This is a genomic window from Streptomyces sp. NPDC053426, assembly GCF_055585405.1.
The window spans coordinates 1-24,263 of the sequence record NZ_JBVJKE010000018.1 but is presented as its reverse complement, the minus strand read 5'-3'; the positions used below and the strand labels follow the sequence as shown (position 1 = coordinate 24,263).

Sequence of the window (24,263 nt, the reverse complement as noted above, 5' to 3'; positions counted from 1 at the left end):
ATCATCCTCCCGTCGGGGCCGGTTGTGCGGCTTCCAGGAGTCCGGCGAGTTCCACCAGGTCCGTGCCGGTGAGCCGGGGGAGTACGCAGCCGGAGAGGGTGCGGCAGCTCTCCCGCCACGTCCCCGGGATCGCGGCCCCGCCGCCCAGCGCGCCGGTGAGGGCGCCGACGAGCGCCGGGGCGGAGTCCGCGACCCGGGACAGACAGGCCGCAGCGGGGACCGCCTCCGCGATCCGGCCGTGGGCGGCGGTGGTGAGGGCGAGGGCGACGGGGACGGTCTCGGCGGCGGCGACGCCGTAGCTGTAGACGTGGTCGACGATCTGGTGCTCCAGCGGGGGTACGAGGGCGAAGGCGCTGTCGGAGTGCGCCGCGAGCTTCAGGGCGTACCGGGCGTTGCGGCCGATCTCCGTGTCCTCGGGCAGTTCGGCGCAGGCCGCCGCCACGCAGGTGTGCGGGTCCGCGCCGGCGAGGGCCAGGGAGACGGCGGCGGCCATGGCGCGGGCGCCGTGCACGCCGTCGCCGTCCTGGGTGTAGCGGGCGTCGAACTCCGCGAGGTCGGCGGCGGCCCGCGGGTCGCCGGGGTGGGCCACGGCCAGCACGCAGGCGCGTACGCAGGCGGCGTCGTCGAAGTAGTGGGGGTTGTCGTGGCCGGTGGCGGGCGGGCGCAGGCCGGTGGCGAGGTTGCCGAGACCGGCGCGGACGGAGATGCGGGCGCGCAGGGGGAGTACGGCGGACTCCGTCTCGGGGGCGCGGTCCGCTGCCGCGGCGATCTCACCGGCGACGGTGTTCCAGGTCAGGTCGATCGCCGCGCGGGTGCGGCGTTCTCGGCTCAGGTCGCCGAAGGCGGTGTCGTCTCCGGCGCGGAGGACGGCTTCCGCGGCGAAGGCCGCCCATTCGGCGTCGTCGGAGGGGCCCAGGCGCAGGGGTTCGGAGGGCTGGTTGAGGGCGATGGGGACGGGAAGGGTGGTCGTCGCGTTCTGTTCGGCGAAGGTGTCCAGTTCGCGGGTGAGGCGTCTTGTCCACTCGGGCATTCTCGCCGCCCGGTGGCGGGCGGCGGGCCAGCCGGCGGCGTCGCCTGCGGCGAGGCCGAGGAGGAGGCCCTCGATTCTCGCCTGCGGCGCGGCTTCGACGGCCTCGGTTTTGCGCTGTGCCTGTGCCTGTGCCTGCGGCGGCTGGGTGGGGCTTTCGGCCTCGGCTTCGCCTTCGGCCCGGATGTTCCCACCCGCACCACCCGTGCGGCATTCGTCGTCGGCTGCGGGTGGCCCCTGTGGGGTGTTCTCGCCGTCGGCGGCTGCGGGTGGGGTTTGTGGGGTGGTCTCGGGTGCGGTTGTGGGGGTTGTCTCGGTGAGGGGGATCATGTGGGCGCCTCCGTCTTGTCGGCCGGGGCCGGGGCCGAGGCGTCGGGCGCCTCCGGCGCCAGCAGGTCCGCGATGTCCAGGACGTGGTGGCCCGCCATGGTCGGGAGGCAGGTGCCGCGGGCCGGGGCGATGGCGGACGACCAGGCCGGCGGGATCGCCGCGGCGCCCCGGGTCGCGCCCGCCAGGGCGCCGGCCACCGCCGCCGTGGTGTCCGCGTCGCGGCCCATGTTGACGGCCGTCAGCACCGCCTGTTCGAAGTCGCCGTCGGCCGCCGCGTACGCGCCGAAGGCGAGGGCGACCGCCTCGGGGGCCAGGTCCGTCCACGGGTAGCCGCCGATCACCACCGCCGCGCGGACCGCGCGTTCGCCCAGGTGGGCCGCGGTCACGGCGCGGCGCAGTGAGCGGGCGGTCCAGGAGTCGTCCGGGACCACCGCCAGGGCCGAGGCCACGACCGCGACCACCGGCGCCCCGGCCATCGCCGCCGCGACGCCCGCCGCGACCGCCTGGCCGCCGTAGATGCCCTCGCCGTCGTGGCTGACGGAGCCGTCGATCGCCGCCAGCCGGGCCGCCTCGTCGGGACGGCCGGCCGCGAACACCCCGTGGGGCGCCGCCCGCATCGCCAGCCCGTCGCTCCAGGCGTGCCGGTGCTGGGCGGAGATCGGCGCCGCCAGTCCCCGGCGCAGGTTCTCCAGCGTGCCGCGCTCGCTGAAGCCGGCGCCCCGGAAAGGGCCCTCCGCGCGGTCCGCGATCCACTCGTGCCAGGCCGCCTCGACATGCGCCGGGGTGAGCGCGGAGCCGTGCCGGGCCAGCAGCAGGCCCGAGAAGATCGCGTACTCGGTGTCGTCCGTGCCCGCCGGGTGCTCCGTCACGTATCCCGTGATGCGGCCCCACCGCGCGCGGATCTCGGAGGGCTTCATGTTCTCGGCCGGGGCGCCCAGCGCGTCACCGACGGCCAGCCCGAGCAGCGCGCCGCGCGCCCGCTCGCGGCGCCCGAGGACGTCCCGGGGCACCGGGCCGGCCGGAACAGCGGGGCCGGCCGGGACAGCCGGGCCGGCCGGGACAGAGGGGATGCGGGCGATCGATGCCATACGCGGCTCTCCTCTCAGGTGCGCCCCGAGAGGCGCGGAGCCCTTTGCGCATCTGTCCCCGGCTCGGTGCCCGGCGCAGCCTCACCGGCCCCATCGTCACCCGGTCGACATCTGCGCGCCCATCTACACAAACGAGCGAAACCCGCAAAACCGCAGGTTAGCCCAGCCTTTCCTTGCTGGCGGGAAGGAATGAGGAGGCGTACGTTGGGTGTTGTCGAAGAATAGAACTTGTCCAAAGGAGAGTTGTGGGGGACACCGGCATGGCCATCATCGAGACCGAGGCGACGCTGCACGAGGCGCACCGCGACAACCACACGCACCGGGACGTGAACGGCGGCTGGTTGCGCCCCGCGGTCTTCGGCGCGATGGACGGACTGGTCTCCAACCTCGCCCTGATGACCGGTGTCGCCGGAGGAGCGGTCAGTCAGCAGACCGTCGTGCTCACCGGCCTCGCCGGCCTGGCCGCCGGCGCCTTCTCCATGGCGGCCGGCGAGTACACCTCCGTCGCCTCCCAGCGCGAGCTGGTCGAGGCCGAGCTCGACGTCGAGCGGCGTGAGCTGCGCAAGCACCCCAAGGACGAGGAGGCCGAGCTCGCCGCGCTCTACCAGGCCCGCGGCGTCGAGCCCGAGCTGGCCCGCGAGGTCGCCCGGCAGCTCTCCAGGGACCCCGAGCAGGCGCTGGAGATCCACGCCCGCGAGGAACTCGGCATCGACCCCTCCGACCTGCCCTCGCCCACCGTCGCCGCCGTGTCCAGCTTCGGCTCCTTCGCGCTGGGCGCCCTGCTCCCCGTGCTGCCGTACCTGCTCGGCGCGAGCAGCCTGTGGCCCGCCGTGCTGCTGGCGCTGCTCGGGCTCTTCCTGTGCGGCGCGGTGGTGGCCAAGGTGACGGCGCGGACCTGGTGGTACAGCGGTCTGCGGCAGCTCGCCCTCGGTGGCGCGGCGGCCGGTGTGACGTACGCCCTGGGCACACTGTTCGGAACGGCCGTAGGATAATGCGACTCGCACTTATGCGTTGGGCCGCATAAGTAGTCGTAACTCGCTGGTTTCGGCCGCATGACCACTGGGCATGAGCCGTAAGCGCTGTGGGCAAAGAGGCCGGCGGCGTGCCCCGCGGGGCGGGCGAAGGAGCCCTTTCCCGCCATCGGGCCGACGGACATCGATCTGTCCGGCCGGCCCCCATAGCTTCCACCACCAGGCGCGGAACCTCACCGCGACCCATGTGGTGTCCGCATGTTGGAACGGATTATCCCGGTTTCCGAGAACCGCTCCATCATGTAACCTGCACGAAATTTCGCACCACGCAGAGGGCCAACGTCGTCCCTCGGCACCTTGCACATGCCACATGACGACGACGGGAGAGCCGATGCGTACGCCGCGCCAGCCGTCCCAGCATTCCACGAACGACCGCCTGAACTGGTCGTTCATGGATGCTCGCCCTGCTGCGCAGGGTATGTACGACCCCCGCAACGAGCACGACGCCTGCGGCGTCGGCTTCGTCGCCACCCTCACCGGCGAGGCGTCCCACACCCTGGTGGATCAGGCCCTCACGGTCCTGCGCAACCTCGAACACCGCGGTGCCACCGGTTCCGAGCCGGACTCCGGCGACGGCGCCGGAATCCTCTCCCAGGTCCCGGACACCTTCTTCCGCGAGGTGGCCGGATTCGAACTGCCCGAGGCCGGCGGCTACGCGGTCGGCATCGCCTTCCTGCCGGAGGACGGCGCCGACGCCGCCGTCGCCCGCATCGAGGAGATCGCCGCCGCCGAGGACCTGACCGTCCTCGGCTGGCGCGAGGTGCCGGTCGCGCCCGAACTGCTCGGCGCCACCGCCCGCTCGACGATGCCGGTCTTCCGGCAGATCTTCGTCACCGCCGGTGAGCTCAAGGGCCTCGACCTCGACCGCAAGGCGTTCGTGCTGCGCAAGCGCGCCGAGCGCGAGGTGGGCGTCTACTTCCCGTCGCTGTCCGCGCGGACCATCGTCTACAAGGGCATGCTGACCACCGGCCAGCTCGAGCCCTTCTTCCCGGACCTGTCCGACCGCCGCTTCGGCTCCGCGATCGCGCTGGTGCACTCCCGGTTCTCCACGAACACCTTCCCGTCGTGGCCGCTCGCGCACCCGTACCGCTTCGTCGCCCACAACGGTGAGATCAACACCGTCAAGGGCAACCGCAACTGGATGCGCGCCCGCGAGTCCCAGCTCGTCTCCGACCTGTTCGGGAGCGAGGACAAGAACCTCGAGCGCATCTTCCCGGTCTGTACGCCCGACGCCTCGGACTCCGCCTCCTTCGACGAGGTCCTCGAACTGCTGCACCTGGGCGGGCGTTCGCTGCCGCACTCCGTGCTGATGATGATCCCGGAGGCGTGGGAGAACCACGACTCCATGGACCCGGCCCGGCGCGCCTTCTACCAGTACCACTCCACGATGATGGAGCCCTGGGACGGCCCCGCCTGCGTCACCTTCACCGACGGCACCCAGGTCGGCGCCGTGCTCGACCGCAACGGCCTGCGCCCCGGCCGCTACTGGGTCACCGACGACGGCCTGGTCGTCCTCGGCTCCGAGGTCGGCGTCCTCGACATCGACCCGGCGAAGGTCGTCCGCAAGGGCCGCCTCCAGCCCGGCCGGATGTTCCTGGTGGACACCGCCGAGCACCGCATCATCGAGGACGACGAGATCAAGGACGGGCTCGCCGCCGAGCACCCCTACGCGGAGTGGCTCGAGGCCGGCGAGATCGAGCTGCCCGACCTGCCCGAGCGCGAGCACATCGTGCACACCCACGCCTCGGTCACCCGCCGCCAGCAGACCTTCGGCTACACCGAGGAGGAGCTGCGGGTCCTGATCGCGCCGATGGCCAAGGCCGGCGCCGAGCCGATCGGCTCGATGGGCACCGACTCGCCGATCGCCGCGCTGAGCGAGCGCCCGCGCCTGCTCTTCGACTACTTCACCCAGCTCTTCGCGCAGGTCACCAACCCGCCGCTGGACGCGATCCGCGAGGAACTGGTCACCTCCCTGCGCTCCTCGCTGGGCCCGCAGGGCAACCTGCTGGAGCCGACCGCCGCGACGTGCCGCAGCGTCACCCTGCCCTTCCCGGTGATCGACAACGACGAGCTGGCCAAGCTCATCCACATCAACGCCGACGGCGACATGCCCGGCTTCAAGGCCGCGACCCTCTCCGGCCTGTACCGGGTCTCCGGCGGCGGCGACGCGCTCGCGGCACGCATCGAGGACATCTGCGCCGAGGCCGACGCCGCCATAGAGAACGGCGCCCGGCTGATCGTCCTGTCCGACCGGCACTCCGACGCCGAGCACGCGCCGATCCCGTCGCTGCTGCTCACCGCGGCCGTCCACCACCACCTCATCCGCACCAAGCAGCGCACCCACGTGGGCCTGCTGGTCGAGGCCGGTGACGTCCGCGAGGTCCACCACGTCGCCCTGCTCATCGGCTACGGCGCCGCCGCCGTCAACCCGTACCTGGCGATGGAGTCCGTCGAGGACCTGGTCCGCGCGGGCACCTTCCTGCCGGGCATCGAGGCCGAGAAGGCGATCCGCAACCTGATCTACGCCCTCGGCAAGGGCGTCCTGAAGGTCATGTCCAAGATGGGCATCTCCACGGTCGCCTCCTACCGAGGCGCCCAGGTCTTCGAGGCCGTCGGCCTCCAGGACGCCTTCGTGGAGAAGTACTTCAACGGCACCGCCACCAAGATCGGCGGCGTCGGCATCGACGTCGTCGCCCAGGAGGTCGCCGCCCGCCACGCCAAGGCCTACCCCGCCTCCGGCATCGCTCCCGCGCACCGCGCGCTGGAGATCGGCGGCGAGTACCAGTGGCGCCGCGAGGGCGAGCCGCACCTGTTCGACCCGGAGACGGTCTTCCGCCTCCAACACTCCACGCGCTCCGGCCGCTACGACATCTTCAAGAAGTACACCGAGCGGGTGAACGAGCAGTCCGAGCGCCTGATGACGCTCCGCGGCCTGTTCGGCTTCGCCTCCGACCGGCAGCCGATCCCGGTCGACGAGGTCGAGCCGGTCTCCGAGATCGTCAAGCGGTTCTCCACCGGCGCCATGTCGTACGGCTCCATCTCCCGCGAGGCGCACGAGACGCTCGCCATCGCCATGAACCAGCTCGGCGGCAAGTCCAACACCGGTGAGGGCGGCGAGGACCCGGAGCGGCTGTACGACCCGGCCCGCCGCTCCTCCATCAAGCAGGTCGCCTCCGGCCGCTTCGGTGTGACCTCCGAGTACCTGGTCAACTCCGACGACATCCAGATCAAGATGGCCCAGGGCGCCAAGCCCGGCGAGGGCGGCCAGCTGCCCGGCCACAAGGTCTACCCGTGGGTCGCGAAGACCCGGCACTCGACGCCGGGCGTGGGGCTCATCTCCCCGCCGCCGCACCACGACATCTACTCCATCGAGGACCTCGCCCAGCTCATCCACGACCTGAAGAACGCCAACCCCCAGGCGCGCATTCACGTCAAGCTGGTCTCCGAGGTCGGCGTCGGCACCGTCGCCGCGGGTGTCTCCAAGGCGCACGCGGACGTCGTCCTGATCTCCGGTCACGACGGCGGCACCGGCGCCTCCCCGCTGACGTCGCTGAAGCACGCCGGCGGCCCCTGGGAGCTCGGCCTCGCCGAGACCCAGCAGACCCTGCTGCTCAACGGCCTGCGCGACCGGATCGTCGTGCAGACCGACGGCCAGCTCAAGACCGGCCGTGACGTGGTCATCGCCGCGCTGCTCGGCGCCGAGGAGTTCGGCTTCGCCACCGCCCCGCTGGTCGTCTCCGGCTGCGTGATGATGCGCGTCTGCCACCTGGACACCTGCCCGGTCGGCATCGCCACCCAGAACCCGGTCCTGCGGGACCGGTTCTCCGGCAAGGCCGAGTACGTCGTGAACTTCTTCCAGTTCATCGCCGAGGAGGTCCGCGAGCTCCTCGCCGAGCTGGGCTTCCGCTCCATCGAGGAGGCCGTCGGCCACGCCGAGATCCTCGACGTGACCCGCGCGGTGAACCACTGGAAGGCGCAGGGCCTGGAGCTGGCCCCGCTGTTCCACGTGCCCGAGCTGCCCGAGGGCGCCGTCCGCCACCAGGTCGTCGCCCAGGACCACGGCCTGGAGAAGGCGCTCGACAACGAGCTGATCAAGCTCGCCGCCGACGCGCTCGCCGCGTCCGGCGCCGAGGACGCCCAGCCGGTGCGCGCCCAGGTCGCCATCCGCAACATCAACCGCACGGTCGGCACCATGCTCGGCCACGAGGTGACGAAGAAGTTCGGCGGTGCGGGCCTGCCCGACGACACCATCGACATCACCTTCACCGGCTCCGCGGGGCAGTCCTTCGGCGCCTTCGTCCCGCGCGGTGTCACGCTGCGCCTGGAGGGCGACGCCAACGACTACGTCGGCAAGGGACTGTCCGGCGGCCGGATCGTGGTCCGCCCGGACCGCGCGGCCGACCACCTCGCCGAGTACTCGACCATCGCGGGCAACACGATCGCGTACGGCGCGACCGGCGGCGAGCTGTTCCTGCGCGGCCGCACCGGCGAGCGGTTCTGCGTCCGCAACTCCGGCGCGCTGGTCGTCTCCGAGGGCGTGGGCGACCACGGCTGCGAGTACATGACCGGCGGTCACGCGGTCGTCCTCGGCGAGACGGGGCGCAACTTCGCGGCCGGCATGTCCGGCGGCATCGCCTACGTCATCGACCTCGACCGGAACAACGTCAACGCCGGCAACCTGGACGCCGTAGGGGCCCTGGACGACGCCGACGAGCAGTGGCTGCACGACGTGGTCCGCCGCCACCGGGAGGAGACGGGCTCCACCGTCGCCGAGAAGCTGCTCGCCGACTGGGACACCGCCGTGCAGCGCTTCAGCAAGATCATCCCCAGCACGTACAAGGCAGTGCTCGCCGCCAAGGACGCCGCCGAGCGAGCAGGTCTCTCCGAGACCGAGATCACCGAGAAGATGATGGAGGCGGCGATCAATGGCTGACCCGAAGGGCTTTCTGAACCACGGCCGCGAGGTCGCCAGGTCCCGTCCGGTCGAGGAGCGCAAGAAGGACTGGAACGAGGTCTACGTCCCCGGTTCCCTGCTGCCGATCATCAGCAAGCAGGCCAGCCGGTGCATGGACTGCGGCATCCCGTTCTGCCACAACGGCTGTCCGCTGGGGAACCTCATCCCCGAGTGGAACGACTACGCCTACCGCGAGGACTGGGGCGCCGCCTCCGAGCGGCTGCACGCCACCAACAACTTCCCGGAGTTCACCGGCCGCCTGTGCCCGGCTCCGTGCGAGTCGGCGTGCGTGCTCGGCATCAACCAGCCGCCGGTCACCATCAAGAACGTCGAGGTCTCGATCATCGACAAGGCGTGGGAGACCGGTGACGTCGCCCCGCAGGTCCCCGAGCGCCTCTCCGGCAAGACCGTCGCGGTCGTCGGCTCGGGCCCCGCGGGCCTGGCCGCCGCCCAGCAGCTCACCCGGGCCGGCCACACGGTCGCGGTGTACGAGCGCGCCGACCGCATCGGCGGCCTGCTGCGCTACGGCATCCCCGAGTTCAAGATGGAGAAGCGGCACATCAACCGCCGTATCGAGCAGATGCGCGCGGAGGGCACCAAGTTCCGCACCGGCGTGGAGATCGGCCGCGACATGCCGGCCACCGCGCTGCGCAAGCGGTACGACGCCGTGGTCCTCGCCGTCGGCGCGACGACCGCCCGCGACCTGCCGGTGCCGGGCCGCGACCTCAAGGGCATCCACCAGGCCATGGAGTACCTGCCGCTGGCCAACAAGGTGCAGGAGGGCGACTACGTCGCCCCGCCGATCTCGGCCGAGGGCAAGCACGTCGTGGTGATCGGCGGCGGTGACACCGGCGCCGACTGCGTGGGCACCGCCCACCGCCAGGGCGCGGCCTCCGTCACCCAGCTGGAGATCATGCCCCGCCCGAACGAGGAGCGGAACCCGGTCTCCCAGCCGTGGCCGACCTTCCCCATGCTCTACAAGGTCACGTCCGCGCACGAGGAGGGCGGTGAGCGGGTCTACTCCGTCTCCACCACCCACTTCGAGGGCGACGAGGACGGCAACGTCCAGTGGCTGCACATGAGCGAGGTCGAGTTCGTCGACGGCAAGCTCACCCCGAAGCCGGGCACCGAGCGCAAGATCCCGGCCCAGCTCGTCACCCTCGCCATGGGCTTCACCGGCACCGACCGGGACAACGGCCTGGTCGAGCAGTTCGGCCTGGACCTCGACGAACGCGGTAACATCGCCCGTGACGCCGACTTCCAGACCAACGTGCCCGGTGTGTTCGTCGCCGGTGACGCCGGCCGCGGCCAGTCGCTCATCGTGTGGGCGATCGCGGAGGGCCGCTCGGCCGCCCGCGGCTGCGACCGCTTCCTCACGGGGGCGAGCGAGCTGCCGGCCCCGATCCGCCCGACGGACCGCTCGCTGATGGTCTGACGAGCGGTACAAAAGGTGACCTGACGGTCCCTCACACACGTCCCGTACAACGGCGTACGGAACACAGAAGGCGCCTGCCCCCAGTCCCCGACCGGACGACCGGGCAGGCGCCTTCGCGCGCTCAGGGAAGCCTGTAGTGGTCCCCGTACATCTCCCACACCAGCGGGGTCTCCAGGCCCAGGTTCCCGGCCTCCAGGAACCGGCGCTGGGCCGTGTCGACGCGGGAGGTGTCGCGGTCCGGGTACCGGGTCAGCATGGCCTCGCGGCGGATGTCGAGGAAGGCGTTCAGATACGTCTTCTCGGAACCGCCCGCGGCGGGCGTCTCCGCCTGCTTCAGCGTGCGCTCGCGCAGGGCGTAGAAGCCGTCCGCGTCGGTGTCGGGGCCGTGGAAGACCATCGCGTCGAAGTAGACGAACTGGCCCAGCGTGCCGAGGCCGTCCAGCTTGGCGAGCCGGACCGCCGGCTCGAAGTAGATGCGGTCGCGCTCCGCCTCCTGCGCCTCCCGGAAGGCGGGCACCTCGGCCTCCGCCTCCCAGGCGGCCGTGAAGCCGGGGTCCAGGCCCTCGTGGGAGTCCGAGCCGTCGACCTCGCGCAGGGCGGGCAGATAGGACGCCAGCCCGTTGTCCGGGTGGTCCTCGGTGTAGCTCTCGACCAGCATGAGCAGGTCGTGGGTGCCGGTGCAGAAGCCGATGATGCCCGCCGTGTAGCCGCAGCCGTCGCCCTCGTCCTCGATGGCCCCGTACGTGGTGCGCCAGTCGGTGGTGGAGTGCTCGGCGCTCGCCACCAGCCGCTGGGCCAGCTCCTTCTTCCCGGGTGCGGCCAGCCCCGCCGGCAGGCCGGCGACGACCGCGTCGTCCTCGGCCCGCTCCTCGGCGTCCCGTTTCTCCTCGGCCCGCTCCTTGGCGTCCTCACGGGACGACTGGGCGGTGGCCGCGGACGGCGCCACCGGGGCGTCGGCCGAGTCCGTCGGCATGACGAAGTACACCCCCGTGGCGATCACGGGGACGGCCGCGATGAGCAGCGCACCGGCACGTTTCACTGGGGGATACCTCCACCCGTCAGTTCGGACACCTTGACCACCGCGGCCACCCCCAGCACCACCACCAGCGCCACGCACGCACCCACCTGCACCACCGTCCGCCGCCCGTCCCTGGGAGCGTAGGCGAACGCCAGCGCCACCGTGCCGCCCGCCAGCAGCCCGCCGAGGTGCCCCTCCCAGGACGTGACGAGCGCGGAGACCACCAGCCACAGCAGCAGCCCCGCCATGAACCGGTTGACCTGGCCCATGTCGGCCCCGACGCGCCGGGCCATCACGTAGTACGCGGCCCCCACCCCGAAGATCGCGCCGGACGCGCCGACCGCGGCGTCCTCGGGCGCGATCAGCAGCACCAGCACCGAACCGCCCAGCGCCGACAGCAGATACAGGGCGAGGTAGTGCACCCGGCCCAGCATCGGCTCGACCAGCCGGCCCAGATTCCACAGCGCCAGCATGTTCATCACGATGTGGGCGATCCCGAACGTGCCCTCGGTGGCCGGCAAGTGCAGGAACGCGCCGGTCAGCAGCCGGTACCACTCCCCGTCCACCAGTCCCTCCGGGGTGAAGCCCGCGGGGTACGGGTCGACCCACAGATAGTGTCCGCCGTCCGGCCCGACCAGCCCCGCGCCCACCATCGCGAACCGGTCCACGACCTCGGGCCGCGCCAGCTCCGCCAGGTACACCAGCACATTGAGGACGATCAGCACGTACGTCACGACGGGCACCGCCGAGACCCGGCCGCCCACCAGGGTGCGGGCCTGCCGCATCGACCGCGCGCCCTCCTTCACGCACTCGGGGCACTGGTGGCCCACGGCCGCCTCGCGCATGCAGTCCGGGCAGATGTACCGCTCGCAGCGGGTGCAGCGGACGTAGCACTCCACCTTGGGGTGGCGGTAGCAGGTGGTGACGGTGGACTCGGAATCCACGGGCCGGCTCCTCGGGAGGGACGGGACGGAAGTGAGCCGGTGGGGACGGCGGCGAACAAAATATCGAACACCAGTGGAATGAGCGAATGACGGGATGGTGACGTGCCGTACCCTCGGGGCCAGTTCCATGACCGAGGGGGAGTCACATGGCCGCGATCAGTCTCAGCAAGATCGAGGAGACGGCGCCCGCGCTGGTCAGCCTCTACAAGACCGCCGGGGTGTCCCTCGCCAAGCACGGCCTGGACGGGCTGCGCGCCGCGGTCTACCTGGTGGTCGACTACTTCGGCTCGATGAAGCCGTACTACAACGACGGCAGCGTGCAGGCGCTCGCCGACCGGGTGCTGGGCCTGTCGGCGCACCTCGACGACGACGGCACCGTGCCCGTCGTCTTCTTCTCCACCGACGTCGACGCCGTCACCGACATCGCCCTCGCCGACCACCGGGGCCGGATCGAACGGATCGTGTCCGGCCTCGGCCACATGGGCAAGACCAGCTACCACCTGGCGATGGACGCGGTCATCGACCACTACCTGGACAGCGGCTCCACGGCCCCCGCCCTGGTGATCTTCCAGACCGACGGCGGCCCCATCAACAAACTCGCCGCGGAGAAATACCTCTGCAAGGCCGCCCGCCTCCCCTTGTTCTGGCAGTTCATCGGCTTCGGCAACCCGAACAGCAAACAGTTCGACTACCTGCGCAAACTGGACGACCTGGCAGTCCCGACCAAACGGATCGTGGACAACGCCGGCTTCTTCCACGCGGGCGAGAACCCGGGCAAGGTCACGGACGCGGACCTGTACGACCGCATGGTGGGCGAGTTCCCCAAGTGGCTGGCAGCAGCACGGGTGCAAGGAATCACGCGCGAGGTGTAGCGCCCCTGTAGGGGCGCGGGGCTGTATCGATGTGCGGCTCCGCCGCGTGGGCGCGATCAGCCACCACGCACCCGCACCCGAAAAACCGAGCCCCGATACCGCTAGGTGTCACACTCCAACACCGTCCGGCACAGTCCGCACCGCGCCCGCACGCGCCCCCGCACCGGCACCCGGATCCGCTGATGACAGGTGGGACAGGGAAACGCCACCCGCAGGGACCCGTGCTCCGCCGGACTGAAGCTGTACGGCACTTCGTGCCGCCCCCCGTCCGGGACGGAATGCTCCTGCGCATACCGACGATCCCGCGCGTAGCGCCTGCGCCCCACCCACCCGGCGGAGCACAACGGCGGCTGCTCCCCATCCCGGCGTGCCAACGCCAACCCTTTCGTATACGCCGTATAAGCCTGCGCACTGGTGAACCACACCGACGGATCCTCCCCGAACACCACCGCCCGCTTCGCCAGCACGTACCCGAACTCCTCCGGAGTGAGATACCCCAGCTTCTGCGACGACGCCCCGTCCTCCCGGAACGCGTCCAGCAGCAGCCACCCCGCCCCCAGGTACGTCGCCACCGTGTCCGTCAGGATCTCGTTCTCCCGCGTCCCCGGGAACGACAGGTCCAGCCGGTGCAGGTACACATGCGCCACCTCGTGCGCCAGGGCCGCCCCGATGTCCCGCCGATGCGTCCGGAACCGGTCGTTCAGCTCGACGAAGTACTCCGGTCCGGCCGCCAGTTCCACGTTCGCCGCGTGCGTCATCTCACGGAACCCGACGATCAGCCGCGCGTCCGGCAGCCGGTAGTGCCGCACCAGCTCGCGGGCCACCCGCTGCGCCCCCAGATGGAGGTCGTCCGTGTCGCAGAACGCCACATCGGCCGGCGCCACGCTCACCGAGAACGTGCGGACCGTGTCGTACGACAGCCGCCGGTACAGCGCGGTGACGGCCGCCCGCACCGTCTCCAGATGCGGATAACCGTGCTCGACCGGTCCGCCGTTCGCCACGTCTCACCCCCGGACGCCCTGAACCCGGTTCCACTGTACGGGCCCGCCCCGGCCGGTGCCCGCCCCGTAATGTGACCCACCATGACCACCAGCGACACCGTCACCGGCGACGCCGGCCCCGCCGTCCGCGAGGAGCTCGCCCGGCTGCGCGACAGCATCGACAACATCGACGCGGCCGTCGTCCACATGCTCGCCGAACGCTTCAAGTGCACCCAGCAGGTCGGCCGCCTCAAGGCCGAGCACCAGCTGCCGCCCGCCGACCCGGACCGGGAGGCCCGCCAGATCGCCCGGCTGCGCGCCCTCGCCGAGAACGCCAAACTCGACCCGGCCTTCGCGGAGAAGTTCCTGAACTTCATCATCGCCGAGGTGATCCACCACCACGAGCGCATCGCCGAGGACACCGCGGGCGGCGCCACGCCCTCAGCGAACCGCGCCACGACGTCCTCCCCCGGGGAGTGACAGAGCCGCCCGCGCGGAGCATGCTGCCCTGTGCACTCCTTGTCGGCCGGCGAGCACCGTCGCCGGCCCCGGACAGCCATCCGGTCCCTTGCGAGGAGGGACGCGCCGCATGCCGCCGAACGCCCGCATCCTCATCGTCGACGACCACGAGGACACCCTGTACGCCCTGGAGAGCGCCCTGGCCCCGCTGGGCCACCTGCTGGGCCGGGCCACCAGTGGCGACGAGGCCCTCAAACAGCTGCTGCGCGGAAACGTCGGCCTGCTGCTCCTGGACGTCCGGCCGCCCGGCACCGGCGGACTCGACGTCGTGCGCTACATGCGGCGCCTGGAACAGACCCAGCTCATCCCCGTCGTCCTGCTCACCGGCTTCGCCCGCGACCCGCAGCTCGGCGCCGCCGCGTACGCCCTCGGCGTAGCCGATCTCGTCACCAAACCGGTCGACCCGTGGGCGCTGCGTACCAAGATCCGTCATCTCTACGACGCGCACCAGCGCCGGCTCGCCCTGGAACGCGAGGTCCGCGCCCTGCGCGCCCGGCTCGAGGAACGCAACCCCACTCCCGGACATCCCGCCCTGCCCCACCCGCACGCGCACACGCCGCCCGGAGGGCCCGCCGGGGCGCACACCGGGGAGCTCGAACGAGACCGGACATAGGGTGCGTACCCGATCCGCCCCTGTGGTTCGGCGACCGCATCAGGCAGCATGGCCCGCATGTCCGTACTGACGCGCGACGAAGCGCAGAACCGAGCACAGCTCCTCGACGTCCACCGCTACACGATCGAACTCGATCTGACCACCGGGGACGAGACGTTCGACTCCCGCACCCTGATCAGGTTCAGCGCCCGTACGGACGCGGACACCTTCGTCGAGCTCAAGCCCGCCGAACTGCGCTCCGTCACCCTCGACGGACAGCCCCTGGACCCCGACGCCCTCGACGGCAACCGGCTGCCGCTGAAGAACCTCGCCGCCGGCGAGCACGAGCTGCGCGTCGACGCGAGCATGCGCTACTCCCGCACCGGCGAGGGCATGCACCGCTTCACCGACCCCACCGACGGCGAGACCTACGTCTACACCCAGCTCTTCCTCGACGACGTGCAGCGCGTCTTCGCCGCCTTCGACCAGCCCGACCTCAAGGCCGTCTTCGAGCTGACCGTCACCGCCCCGCAGCACTGGACCGTCCTCGCCAACGGCGTCACCGAGCACACCGGCGAGGGGGTGTGGCGGGCCGCGCCCACCCCGCTGATCTCCACCTACCTCGTCGCCGTCGCCGCCGGCCCCTGGCACTCCGTGCGCACCGAGCACCGCGGACTGCCCTTCGGCATCCACTGCCGCCGCTCGCTGGCCCCGTACCTCGACGCGGACGCCGACGAACTCCTCGACATCACCCGCGCCTGCTTCGACCGCTACCACGAGAAGTTCGAGGAGCCCTACCCCTTCGACTCCTACGACCAGGCCTTCGTGCCCGAGTTCAACGCGGGCGCCATGGAGAACCCCGGACTGGTCACCTTCCGCGACGAGTTCGTCTACCGTTCCGCCGTCACCGACACCGAGCGCCAGACCCGCGCCATGGTGATCGCCCACGAGATGGCCCACATGTGGTTCGGCGACCTGGTCACCCTCGCGTGGTGGGACGACATCTGGCTCAACGAGTCCTTCGCCGAGTACATGGGCTACCAGACCCTCACCGAGGCGACCCGCTTCACCGACACCTGGACCGACTTCGGTGTCACCCGCAAGCCCTGGGGCTACGACGCCGACCAGCGGCCCTCCACCCACCCCGTGGCTCCGAAGGACGTCGCGGACACCGCCTCCGCCCTGCTCAACTTCGACGGCATCTCCTACGCCAAGGGCGCCTCCGCCCTGCGCCAGCTCGTCGCCTGGCTCGGCGAGAAGGACTTCCTCGCCGGCATCAACACCCACTTCGCCCGGCACAGGTTCGCCAACGCCACGCTCGCCGACTTCATCGAGTCCCTCGCCTCCGCCACCGAACGCGACGTCCACGCCTGGGCCGACGCCTGGCTGCGCACCACCGGCGTCGACACCCTCGTCCCCGAGCCGGGCAACGGCGACAACGTCTACTGGCACCTGGACATCGCGCACCTGGGAGACCCCGGGATCCGGCGGGCGCCCGACCCCGACAAGGACCGCCCGGGGATGAAGCACGCCGGCACCCTCGTCTCGGCCGGCAGCAGGCGCCCGCACCGCATCGCCATCGGCGTCTACGACCACGACCTCCACGACGCCGGCCGGCTCGTCCTGCGCGACCGCTTCGAGGCGGACCTCCCCGCCGACAGGAACGTCGCCTTCAGCCCCGGCGGCGCCCGCCCCGCCCTCGTCGTCCTCAACGACGGCGACCTCACCTACGCCAAGATCCGCTTCGACGCCGAGTCCCTGGACACCCTGCGCGCCCGGCTGTCCGGCCTGCCCGACCCCCTCACCCGCGCGGTGGTGTGGAACGCGCTCAGGGACGCGGTCCGCGACGGCGACCTGCCCGCCGGCGACTTCCTGGACATCGCCCGCGCCCACCTCCCGCACGAGACCGACCTCGCCCTCGTCCAGGGCGTCCTCGCCTTCGCCTCCGTCCACGTCGCCGGCCGCTACCTCACCCCCGACCGGCGGCCGGCCGCGCTGGCCACCCTCACCGAGCTGTGCCGCGACCTCATCCGGCGCACCGAGGACGGCGACCACCCCGGCCTGCGTCTGATCGCCGTGCGGCACCGCATCGACACCGCCGCCCACCCCGACACCATCGCCGCCTGGCTCGCCGACGGCACCGTCCCCGGCGGTCCCGAGCTCGACCCCGAGCTGCGCTGGCGGGTCCTCGCCCGGCTCGCCGTGCTCGGCGCCACCGACGAGGCCGCCATCGCCGCCGAACTCGCCCGCGACCCCAGCGCCACCGGCCAGGAGGGCGCCGCCCGCTGCCGCGCCGCCCTGCCCGACGAGGACGCCAAGGCCCGCGCCTGGGACGCCATGTTCGGCTCCGACGACCTGTCCAACTACCTGTTCACCGCCACCGCCCAGGGCTTCTGGCAGCCCGAACAGGCCGATCTCGTACGGCCGTACGTGTCCCGCTACTTCAAGGCCGCCGTCGCCGTCGCCGCCCGCCGGGGCCCCGCCATCGCCGAGGCCGCCGGACGCTGGGCCTTCCCCGCCCACGCGGTCGACGCCGAGACCCTGAAGCTCGGCGAGAAGTGCCTGCGCAAGGCCGACCCGATCCCCGCCCTGCGCCGCAAGCTCGCCGACCAGCTCGACGACCTGGCCCGCGCCCTGCGCGTCCAGCAGAAGTAACCCGGCGCCCAGAAACACCCCTCGAAGGCGGACTTACCCCCTTCGAGGGGTGTTCACCGGGCTTTTCGGGCGCCGCCGCCCACTCCCGTCCAAGCTGGACCCTCCCGCGCACCGCGCCCCGGAGGACAGTCCATGAGCACCCCGCCCCGCGACCTCGTCGGCGTCGGCATCGGCCCCTTCAACCTCTCCCTCGCCGCCCTCGCCCACCCCCTCCCCGGGCTGAGCACCGCCTTCTACGACCGCAGCCCCCGCTTCACCTGGCACCCCGGCCTGCTCCTCGACGACGCCACCGTCCAGGTGCCCTTCCTCGCCGACCTCGTCACCCTCGCCGACCCCACCAGCCCCTGGACCTTCCTCAACCACCTCAGGGCCGGCGAACGCCTCTACCCGTTCTACTTCGCCGAGCGCTTCCACATCCGCCGCACCGAGTACGACGCCTACTGCCGCTGGGTCGCCGACCGCCTCCCGGCGCTCCGCTTCGGCCACCACGTCGACACCGTCCGCTGGAGCCCCGGACGCGCCCTGTTCGAGGTCGACTTCACCCGCCTCGGCCCGGACGGGCGGGCCGCCTCGGCCGGCCGGGTCCACGCCCGCCACCTCGTCCTCGGCGTCGGCACCGAGCCCCGGGTGCCCGAGCCGCTGCGGCCCCTCGCCGACGCCCCCGGCGTCCCCGTGATCCACTCCGACGACTACCTCACCCACCGCGACACCCTCCTCGCCGCCGGCCACGTCACCGTCGTCGGCACCGGCCAGTCGGGCGCGGAGATCTTCCTCGACCTGCTGCGCCACCGGCCCGTCGGACAGGAACGCCTCCACTGGATCGGCCGCACCGGGGCGTTCGCCCCCATGGAGTACTCCAGGCTCGGCCTGGAGCACTTCACCCCCGACCACACCCGCTACTTCCACGCCCTGCCCGAACCCGTCCGCGACCGGCTCGTCCCGGCCCAGTGGCAGCTCCACAAGGCCATCGACGCCGGCACCCTCGCCGCCATCCACGACGAGCTCTACCGGCGCACCCTCCACGGCGGCTGGCCCGACACCGTCCTCACCCCCGCCGTCCACGTCCGCACCGCCGGACGCCTCGGCCCCGCCCGCATCGAGCTCCACCTCGAACATACCGTGCAGCACACCCGCACCCGCCTCGCCACCGACGCCGTCGTCCTCGCCACCGGCCACCGCCCGCGCCCCCTCGACCACCTCCTCGCGCCCCTCGACCCCCACCTGCGCCGCGACCACGCCGGCCGGCTCCGCGTCGACACCCACTTCCGCCTCGACCTGGACCCCGCCGTCACCGGCAGCGTCTACGTCCAGAACGCCGAACTCCACACCCACGGCGTCGGCGCCCCCGACCTCGGGCTCGCCGCCTGGCGCAGCGCCACGATCCTCAACCACCTCACCGGCCGCCAGGTCTACCCCCAGCCCGCCCGCACCGCCTTCACCACCTTCGGCCTCCACCCCGGAACGCCGCAGGTCCCGCCCGCCCGGCGAGCCGTACGGCTCACCCCACTGGCGGACGGGACCTGACCATCACCCGTACGGAGAAACGGGGATCAGAACACCGGCGTACCGTCCCGCGTCAGCCTCCAGTCCACCGACGCGAAGTCCTTCGGGTCCAGCACGCCCTTCGCCGTCACCCACTCCGCGATCCGGGTCCGGATCTCCGTCGACTCCGACCACAGTTCCTTCGCCGACGCCACGTGCGGGAACGCGCCGCCGCCGTTCGCCCGGTAGTTGTTCACCGCGAGCACGAACTGCCGGGCGTCGTCGAGAGCGGCGCCCTCGTACGTGACGTTCTTGATCCGCGATCCGGCCGGCTGCGCGATGTCGATGTCGTACCGCAGCCCCGACACGTAGTCGTAGTTGTAGTCCGGACGGCCGTTCGCGTTGGTCAGCTTCTCCACGTCCACCGCCGCACCGGCCGCGGTCCGCACGAAGTACTCCGCCGAGTACTCCAGGTACGCCCGCACCTGCGCGCCCGTCATCAACTTCGCCACCAGCGTGTTGTCGTACACGTACAGGCTCGACAGGTCCCGGATCGTCACCTCGCCGGCCGGGATCTGAGAGGTCCGCGAGAACGGCGACGCCTGCGACAGCACCGGCAGCGACGCGTACTCGGTGCCCGCGAGGGCCGCCTTGACGACGTCCTCCTGCACCTTGCTGATCAGGTCGATGATCGGCGCGTCCTTGTAGCGCGCCTCCACCGTCGTCAGCGTCTCGGTCGCCGACCCCACCACCTGATTGACGTACTCCACCACCCGCGCGTGCTCGTCGCGCAGCAGCCGGGTGATCCTCGGGTCGTCCTCCACCGTCGCCGCGTCCCGCAGCGACGCCTTCACGGACTCCACCCGCCACCGGCCCCGTTCGAAGGCCAGCTCGAAGTCGAACAGCGTCAGCCGCTCCGCGTAGCACAGCGGCTCCGACAGCACGACGTCCCTGCCCGTCTCGTCATTGGTGACCCGCAGCTCCGCGATCTCCTTGTGCGCGTGCCCGACCAGGATCGCGTCGATCCCCGGCACCTGCCGCGCCACGTTCGCCGCCGCGTTCTCCACGTACGGCAGCTGGTCACCGTACGACGACGTGCCCGAGGACCCCGAGTGCGCCGACACCACCACCACGTCCGCGCCCATCGACCGCAGCTTCGGCACCCACTTCGCCGCCTGCTCCTCGAGCCCCGGGAACGTCAACTTGCCCTGGACGTAGGCCTTGTCCCAGATCGCGATACCGGGGTTGGTCAGCCCGAGGACCGCCACCTTCACCGGGGGAGCGCCCTTCACGTGGAACTTCTTGATGAAGTACGGCGGGAAGGCCGGCTTCAGCGTCTTCGCGTCCAGCGCGTTGGCGCCGAGCAGCGGGAAGTCGCACTGCTCCTCGAACTTCCGCAGCGTCTCGATGCCGTAGTTGAACTCGTGGTTGCCGAGCGCCACCGCGTCGTACCCGATGGCGTTCATCGCCTGCGCCATCGGATGCACCGGACCGCCCTCGGCGGTGATCGGGTCGACCTTGGCGAAGTAGTACGTCAGCGGGGTGCCCTGGATGGTGTCGCCCGCGTCCAGCAGCAGCGTGTTGCGCCGGCCCTTCTCCTCGCGCACCTGGTCCACCAGCGTCGACACCCGCGCCAGGCCCTGCGCGTTGCCGGCCGCGTCCGTGTACTCGGCGTCCTTGAAGTAGTCCCAGTTGAAGACGTGGCCGTGCAGGTCGGTCGTGCCCATCACGGTCAGCGCGTACCGCTTCACCGGCTTCCTCCCCCGTCCCGCCCCGGCGGCCTCGGCGGCGGGGACCGCCGTCGTACCCGCCAGCGCCACCCCCGCCCCCGTCACGGCGGACCTCTTCAAGAACTTCCGGCGGTTCAACGGCATGTCAGGCTCTCCTCGGACAACAACGGAACAACGCGCGTAGATTCGCCCGATGATTCTGACCTGAACACGCCCACGCGGAACAGACCCCTCAGGTTGCGATCCGGTGTCCCGCACCCTCCCCGCACCCGTACGACCGGTGACACAGTGGGACGTATGACCACCCCTCACCCGTACGGCACACCCGGCGCACCCCATCTCGCCGTCCGCGGCGAGGCCCACCTCGAAACCGTCCCGGACCTCGCCCGCATCGCCGTCACCCGCACCGCGCGGGGCCGCGACCGGCGCACCACCCTCGACGACCTCACCCGCCGCACCGCGGAAGCCCACGACCTGCTCAAGTCCTACGGCGACGCCGTCGAGCACCTGGAGACCGGCGCCCTCACCGTCACCCCGGAACTCAGCCCCCACGGCTGGGGCGAACGCGTCCGCGCCCACCACGGCGCCGTCCGGCTCACCGCCGACCTGGGCGACTTCACCGCCCTCGGCGCGCTCGTCACCCGTCTGGCCGACCTCGACCTCACCCGTGTCGACGGACCCTGGTGGAGCCTCCGCCCGGGTTCCCCCGCCCACCGCGAGGCGCGGCGACTGGCGGTGCACGACGCCGTCCGGCGCGCCCGCGAGTACGCCGAGGCGCTCGGCACCACCCTCGCCGCCCTCATCGAACTCACCGACACCGGGGCGGGGCCCGAACCCTTCCCCCGGACCCGCTCCATGGCGTTCGCCGCGGCCACCGAGGACGCCCCGCCCCCGCCCCTCGACCTCGAACCCCAGCGGCAGCACGTCCACGCCGAGGTCGGCGCCCGCTTCACGCTCCAGCCGCCCCGTCTGTAGGACCGGCGTGCGGGAACAGGGGGCGCGGATGCTCATCGGAGCGACCCGGTGCACAATTCAACACTTGTCAACAACCCTTCATTCACTGGCCGTTGAGTCGTCACACGCCACCAGGTCGCTACCGGCCGGTAAGCCCTAGGCTCGAAACATGCGCCGAGCGAAGATCGTCTGCACCCTGGGCCCTGCCACCGACGGCTACGACCAGATCAAAGCCCTGGTCGACGCCGGAATGGACGTCGCCCGACTCAACCTCAGTCACGGCGAGCACGCCGAGCACGAGGAGCGCTACCGACGGGTGCGGAAAGCCGCCGACGAGACCGGCCGCAGCGTCGGCCTCCTCGCCGACCTTCAAGGCCCGAAAATCCGCCTCGGCCGCTTCACCGAAGGCCCCGTACTCCTTGAACGCGGGGACACCTTCACCATCACCGTCGAGGAGGGCGTCGAAGGCGACCGCGACATCTGCGGCACCACCTACGCCGGCCTCGCCACCGACGTCACCGCCGGCGAACGCATCCTCGTCGACGACGGCAGGGTCACCCTCGAGGTCACCGCCGTCGACGGCCCCCGCGTCCGCACCACCGTCGTCGAGGGCGGCATGGTCTCCGACCACAAGGGCCTCAACCTCCCCGGCGTCGCCGTCTCCGTCCCCGCGCTCTCCAAGAAGGACGAGGACGACCTGCGCTGGGCGCTGCGCACCGGCTTCGACGTGATCGCCCTGTCCTTCGTCCGCAGCGGACGCGACATCAAGGACGTCCACCGGATCATGGACGAGGAGGGCCGCCGTCTCCCCGTCATCGCCAAGGTCGAGAAGCCCCAGGCCGTCGAGAACATCGACGACATCGTCGCCGCCTTCGACGGCATCATGGTCGCCCGCGGCGACCTCGGCGTCGAGGTGCCCCTCGAACAGGTGCCGATCGTCCAGAAGCGCGCGATCAAGCTCGCCAAGCGCAACGCCAAGCCGGTCATCGTCGCCACCCAGATGCTCGACTCGATGATCGACAACGCCCGTCCCACCCGCGCGGAGGCCTCCGACGTCGCCAACGCCGTCATCGACGGCGCCGACGCCGTCATGCTCTCCGGCGAGACCAGCGTCGGCAAGCACGCCGTCGAGACCGTGCGCACCATGGCCCGCATCGTGGAAGCCGCCGAGGAGGACATCCTCGCCAAGGGCCTCCCGCCCCTGACCGAACGGAACAAGCCCCGCACCCAGGGCGGCGCGGTCGCCCGCGCGGCGGCGGAGATGGGCGACTTCCTCGGCGCCCGCTTCCTGGTCGCCTTCACCCAGTCCGGTGACACCGCCCGCCGTCTCTCCCGCTACCGCAGCCCCATCCCGCTGCTCGCCTTCACCCCCGACCCGGCCACCCGCTCCCAGCTCAGCCTCACCTGGGGCGTGGAGACCTTCCTCGGCCCCCACGTGGACACGACGGACGCGATGGTCGACCAGGTGGACGAGCTGCTCCTGAAGTACGCCCGCTGCGCGAAGGGCGACACGGTGGTGATCACGGCGGGCTCCCCGCCGGGGGTCTCCGGATCGACGAACATGGTCCGCGTCCACCACATCGGCGAGGACGACAGCCCCAAGTGACCGGGCGGCCGGGGCGCGCAAGCGGGACGGGCGGAAAGAAGCGGATGTTCACCGGAAAGGTGGACATCCGCTCTCAAATGGTGACCTTGGATATCAAGGAAAAGTACCCCGGGTCGGATTCGAACCGACGCTGGATGGTGTTTGAGACCATTGCCTCTACCGCTGGGCTACCGGGGCGCCCTGTAAAACAAAGGTCGACGGTCACCCGCCGTGCCCCCACCTTATCGCAGCTGGGTACGCTCTTGTCAGCAGTACCGGCCTGCCCCGCACCAAGGAGCCCACGTGAGCGCCCCCGAGTCGCCCCAGCCCGTAGACGTGCCCGATGACGACAAGTCGCACGTGCCTCCGATGACGACCCGCGTCGTGATCGCCGAGGACGAGGCGCTGATCCGGCTCGACCTCAAAGAGATGCTGGAGGAGGAGGGGTACTCCGTCGTCGGCGAGGCCGGTGACGGTGAGCAGGCCGTGGAGCTGGCGCGCGAGCACCGGCCCGACCTGGTGATCCTCGATGTGAAGATGCCGAAGCTGGACGGCATCTCCGCGGCGGAGAAGATCGCCGAGGAGAACATCGCCCCGGTGCTGATGCTGACCGCGTTCTCCCAGCGCGACCTGGTGGAGCGGGCGCGGGACGCGGGCGCGATGGCGTACCTGGTGAAGCCGTTCAGCAAGAGCGACGTGGTGCCCGCGATCGAGATGGCGGTGTCGCGGTTCACGGAGCTGAAGGAACTGGAGCGCGAGGTCGCCGACCTGAGCCTGCGGCTGGAGACGCGGAAGCTGGTGGACCGGGCGAAGTCGGTGCTGCAGACGCAGTACGGGCTGACCGAGCCGGCGGCGTTCCGGTGGATCCAGAAGACGTCGATGGACCGGCGGATGTCGATGCAGCAGGTGGCGCAGGCGGTCATCGACGACGCCGAGGAGAAGAAGGCGTCGAAGGGCTGAGTGCCCGCGACACGACGAGAGGCCCGGGGGCCCCCCCCCGGGGGGGGGGGGGGGCTCTCTTCCTTTTTCTCTTTTCTCTTTCCCCCTCCTCTCCACGACAAAACCTT

The 24,263-nt window shown here is 71.4% G+C and carries 17 protein-coding genes and 1 tRNA gene; 11 read left to right on the top strand and 7 right to left on the bottom strand.

All coding sequences use genetic code 11. The features are described 5' to 3' along the window. Window position 1: 1 nt before the first annotated feature. Both ACZ62B_RS30690 and ACZ62B_RS30685 read right to left on the bottom strand, forming a co-directional pair. A complete protein-coding gene (locus ACZ62B_RS30690; RefSeq protein WP_469692872.1) occupies window positions 2–1,357 on the bottom strand; it encodes an ADP-ribosylglycohydrolase family protein in 1,356 nt (451 codons plus the stop codon). Continuing rightward, window positions 1,354–2,445 carry an ADP-ribosylglycohydrolase family protein gene (locus tag ACZ62B_RS30685; protein WP_469692870.1) on the bottom strand — a complete coding sequence of 364 codons (1,092 nt, stop codon included), beginning with the start codon at window positions 2,443–2,445 and terminating at the stop codon, window positions 1,354–1,356. Before ACZ62B_RS30685 ends, ACZ62B_RS30690 begins: the two co-directional genes overlap by 4 nt. 260 nt (window positions 2,446–2,705) lie before the next feature. Here ACZ62B_RS30685 and ACZ62B_RS30680 point away from each other — a divergent pair, with 260 nt between their 5' ends. From ACZ62B_RS30680 to ACZ62B_RS30670, 3 genes are all read left to right on the top strand, one after another. Next, window positions 2,706–3,437 (top strand): VIT1/CCC1 transporter family protein, encoded by a 732-nt coding sequence (locus tag ACZ62B_RS30680; protein WP_073936520.1) that lies wholly within the window; start codon window positions 2,706–2,708, stop codon window positions 3,435–3,437. 370 nt (window positions 3,438–3,807) lie between these two features. Further along, window positions 3,808–8,409, top strand: coding sequence for a glutamate synthase large subunit (gltB, locus tag ACZ62B_RS30675; protein WP_468885060.1), 4,602 nt, complete (start codon window positions 3,808–3,810; stop codon window positions 8,407–8,409). Then, entirely contained in the window at window positions 8,402–9,865 is a 1,464-nt protein-coding gene (locus ACZ62B_RS30670) for a glutamate synthase subunit beta (protein WP_344555849.1), read from the top strand. Before gltB ends, ACZ62B_RS30670 begins: the two co-directional genes overlap by 8 nt. Before the next feature lie 121 nt (window positions 9,866–9,986). Here ACZ62B_RS30670 and ACZ62B_RS30665 read toward each other — a convergent pair whose 3' ends face one another. Together ACZ62B_RS30665 and ACZ62B_RS30660 are read right to left on the bottom strand one after the other, a co-directional pair. Next, entirely contained in the window at window positions 9,987–10,904 is a 918-nt protein-coding gene (locus ACZ62B_RS30665; protein ID WP_468885053.1) for a chitosanase, read from the bottom strand. Beyond that, the gene (locus ACZ62B_RS30660) at window positions 10,901–11,827 is read right to left on the bottom strand and encodes a rhomboid family intramembrane serine protease (RefSeq protein WP_468889766.1); all 927 of its coding nucleotides are present in this window, start codon (window positions 11,825–11,827) and stop codon (window positions 10,901–10,903) included. The genes ACZ62B_RS30665 and ACZ62B_RS30660 overlap by 4 nt, the downstream gene beginning before the upstream one ends. Before the next feature lie 146 nt (window positions 11,828–11,973). Here ACZ62B_RS30660 and ACZ62B_RS30655 point away from each other — a divergent pair, with 146 nt between their 5' ends. Next, window positions 11,974–12,699 carry a VWA domain-containing protein gene (locus ACZ62B_RS30655; RefSeq protein WP_469692867.1) on the top strand — a complete coding sequence of 242 codons (726 nt, stop codon included), beginning with the start codon at window positions 11,974–11,976 and terminating at the stop codon, window positions 12,697–12,699. Between the two features lie 101 nt (window positions 12,700–12,800). Here ACZ62B_RS30655 and ACZ62B_RS30650 read toward each other — a convergent pair whose 3' ends face one another. After that, the gene (locus ACZ62B_RS30650) at window positions 12,801–13,700 is read right to left on the bottom strand and encodes a hypothetical protein (protein ID WP_344555841.1); all 900 of its coding nucleotides are present in this window, start codon (window positions 13,698–13,700) and stop codon (window positions 12,801–12,803) included. Between the two features lie 81 nt (window positions 13,701–13,781). Here ACZ62B_RS30650 and ACZ62B_RS30645 point away from each other — a divergent pair, with 81 nt between their 5' ends. From ACZ62B_RS30645 to ACZ62B_RS30630, 4 genes are all read left to right on the top strand, one after another. After that, complete coding sequence (locus ACZ62B_RS30645; protein ID WP_344555839.1) at window positions 13,782–14,159, top strand: chorismate mutase; 378 nt, start codon at window positions 13,782–13,784, stop codon at window positions 14,157–14,159. Between the two features lie 109 nt (window positions 14,160–14,268). Beyond that, on the top strand, window positions 14,269–14,811 hold the full coding sequence (locus ACZ62B_RS30640; RefSeq protein ID WP_344555837.1) for a response regulator: 543 nt from the start codon (window positions 14,269–14,271) through the stop codon (window positions 14,809–14,811). Window positions 14,812–14,859: 48 nt separating this feature from the next. Beyond that, window positions 14,860–17,445: an aminopeptidase N gene (gene pepN / locus ACZ62B_RS30635; RefSeq protein ID WP_344555835.1), complete on the top strand. Its 2,586-nt coding sequence runs from the start codon at window positions 14,860–14,862 to the stop codon at window positions 17,443–17,445. A gap of 132 nt (window positions 17,446–17,577) precedes the next feature. Continuing rightward, window positions 17,578–18,969 (top strand): lysine N(6)-hydroxylase/L-ornithine N(5)-oxygenase family protein, encoded by a 1,392-nt coding sequence (locus ACZ62B_RS30630; protein WP_468889770.1) that lies wholly within the window; start codon window positions 17,578–17,580, stop codon window positions 18,967–18,969. Window positions 18,970–18,995: 26 nt separating this feature from the next. Here the strand turns inward: ACZ62B_RS30630 and ACZ62B_RS30625 are convergent, their stop codons facing one another. Then, window positions 18,996–20,801, bottom strand: a complete 1,806-nt coding sequence (locus ACZ62B_RS30625) for a 5'-nucleotidase C-terminal domain-containing protein (protein ID WP_344555832.1) — start codon at window positions 20,799–20,801, stop codon at window positions 18,996–18,998. 153 nt (window positions 20,802–20,954) lie between these two features. Here ACZ62B_RS30625 and ACZ62B_RS30620 point away from each other — a divergent pair, with 153 nt between their 5' ends. Both ACZ62B_RS30620 and pyk read left to right on the top strand, forming a co-directional pair. Next, a complete protein-coding gene (locus ACZ62B_RS30620; RefSeq protein ID WP_469692864.1) occupies window positions 20,955–21,632 on the top strand; it encodes an SIMPL domain-containing protein in 678 nt (225 codons plus the stop codon). 148 nt (window positions 21,633–21,780) lie between these two features. Next, window positions 21,781–23,217: a pyruvate kinase gene (gene pyk, locus ACZ62B_RS30615; protein ID WP_344555829.1), complete on the top strand. Its 1,437-nt coding sequence runs from the start codon at window positions 21,781–21,783 to the stop codon at window positions 23,215–23,217. Between the two features lie 104 nt (window positions 23,218–23,321). On the opposite strand, the gene ACZ62B_RS30610 is transcribed toward pyk, so the two are convergent. Further along, window positions 23,322–23,394: transfer RNA gene (locus ACZ62B_RS30610), tRNA-Leu, on the bottom strand. Window positions 23,395–23,499: 105 nt separating this feature from the next. On the opposite strand from ACZ62B_RS30610, the gene ACZ62B_RS30605 reads away from it, so the two are divergent. Beyond that, complete coding sequence (locus ACZ62B_RS30605; protein WP_344555827.1) at window positions 23,500–24,156, top strand: ANTAR domain-containing response regulator; 657 nt, start codon at window positions 23,500–23,502, stop codon at window positions 24,154–24,156. The last annotated feature ends 107 nt before the right edge of the window (window positions 24,157–24,263 follow it).